Origin of the sequence: Allobosea sp. CER48 (genome assembly GCF_044752385.1) — a bacterium.
Taxonomy (GTDB): Bacteria; Pseudomonadota; Alphaproteobacteria; order Rhizobiales; family Beijerinckiaceae; genus Allobosea.
In genome coordinates this window covers 1-1,695 of the sequence record NZ_JBIWYK010000581.1, presented here as the reverse complement: position 1 = coordinate 1,695, position 1,695 = coordinate 1, and the positions used below count along the sequence as shown (strand labels likewise).

Sequence of the window (1,695 nt, the reverse complement as noted above, 5' to 3'; positions counted from 1 at the left end):
GAAAGCAGCGCCGACGATCTTGCGGGCATCCTCCTGGATCTGGCCGAGATGCGTCTCGTCCCGGAAGCTCTCGGCGTAGATCTTGTAGACCTCCTCGGTGCCTGAAGGCCGCGCCGCGAACCAGCCATCCGCGGTCGTCACCTTGACGCCGCCTATCGCCGCGCCGTTTCCGGGAGCTTCGCTGAGGATCGCCGTGATCGGCTGGCCGGCCAGCTCCTTCGTGGCGATCTGCTTGGCCGAGAGGTTCTTGAGGACAGCCTTCTGCGCCGCTGTCGCAGGTGCATCGACCCGTGCATAGCAGGGCTTGCCCAGCTCTGCCGTCAGCCGGTCGTAGAGGACGCTGGGGTCGTTCCCGGTCTTCGCGGTGATCTCCGCTGCCAGCAGCCCGAGGATGATGCCGTCCTTGTCGGTCGTCCACACCGTGCCGTCCCTGCGCAGGAAGGAGGCGCCTGCACTCTCCTCGCCCGCGAAGCCGAACGCGCCCGAGATCAGGCCGTCGACGAACCATTTGAAGCCGACGGGAACCTCGACGAGCTTGCGGCCCAGCTTGGCCGCGACACGATCGATGATGGCGCTCGACACGACCGTCTTCCCGATGGCCGCGTCGCTGCGCCAGCCCGGACGGTTGGCGAAGAGATAGGCACTCGCCGTCGCCAGATAGTGGTTGGGGTTCATCAGCCCGCCGCTGCGGGTGACGATGCCATGCCTGTCCGCATCCGTGTCGTTGGCGAAGGCGACGTCGAACCGGTCGCGCATGCCGATCAGGCTCGCCATCGCATAAGGCGAGGAACAATCCATCCGGATCTTGCCGTCCCAGTCGGCCGTCATGAAGCCGAAGGCCGGATCGACCTCCTTGCTGACGATCGTGGCGTTCAGGCCGTAGCGGTCGATGATCGGCTGGTAGTAATCGAGCCCGGCCCCGCCGAGCGGGTCGATGCCGATCGAGACGCCGGCCTTGGCGATCGCCTCCATATCGACGACATCGGCGAGATCGGCGACATAGCCGCTGACGTAGTCGTGTCGGCGGATATGCTCGCTCTTCAGCGCCCGCTCGTAGGGAATGCGGCTGATGCCGGCGAGCCCCTCGGCGATGAGGGCGTTGGCCTTCTTCTCGATCCAGCCGGTCGCATCGGTATCGGCCGGGCCGCCATGCGGCGGATTGTATTTCAGGCCGCCATCGGCAGGCGGGTTGTGGGAGGGCGAGATGACGACGCCGTCCGCCAACCCAGAGGTGCGGCCGCGGTTATGGGCGAGAATCGCGTGCGAGATCACCGGAGTCGGCGTGAAACCCAGCTTCTCGTCGATCATGGTGACGACGCCGTTGGCGGCGAAGACCTCGACCACCGACTCGAACGCGTTGCGCGACAAGGCATGGGTGTCGATGCCGAGGAAGAGCGGGCCGTCGATACCCTGCTCCCGGCGATAGAGGCAGATCGCCTGTGCGACGGCCAGGATATGCGCTTCGTTGAAGGATTTCGCGAAGGCCGTTCCGCGGTGCCCCGATGTTCCGAAGGCGACCTGCTGCGCGCGCTGAGCCGGATCAGGCCGGTCGTAATAGGCTTTTCTGAGAGCCGCCACATCGACGAGTTGGCCGGGCTCGAGCCGCTTGCCGGCCAGGGGACTCACGCTATCGGTCATGAAAGGTCTCGATTGAAGGTCGCAGGCAACGGCGCCCGTTATAGACGCCGAGATCGC

At 65.8% G+C, this 1,695-nt stretch carries 1 protein-coding gene; it reads right to left on the bottom strand.

Annotation, left to right across the window (positions count from 1 at the left end; all coding sequences use genetic code 11):
* A partial coding sequence (pgm, locus tag ACIPIA_RS15695) for a phosphoglucomutase (alpha-D-glucose-1,6-bisphosphate-dependent) (RefSeq protein ID WP_400510904.1) occupies positions 1–1,638 on the bottom strand: 1,638 nt, incomplete at its 3' end.
* Between the last annotated feature and the right edge of the window lie 57 nt (positions 1,639–1,695).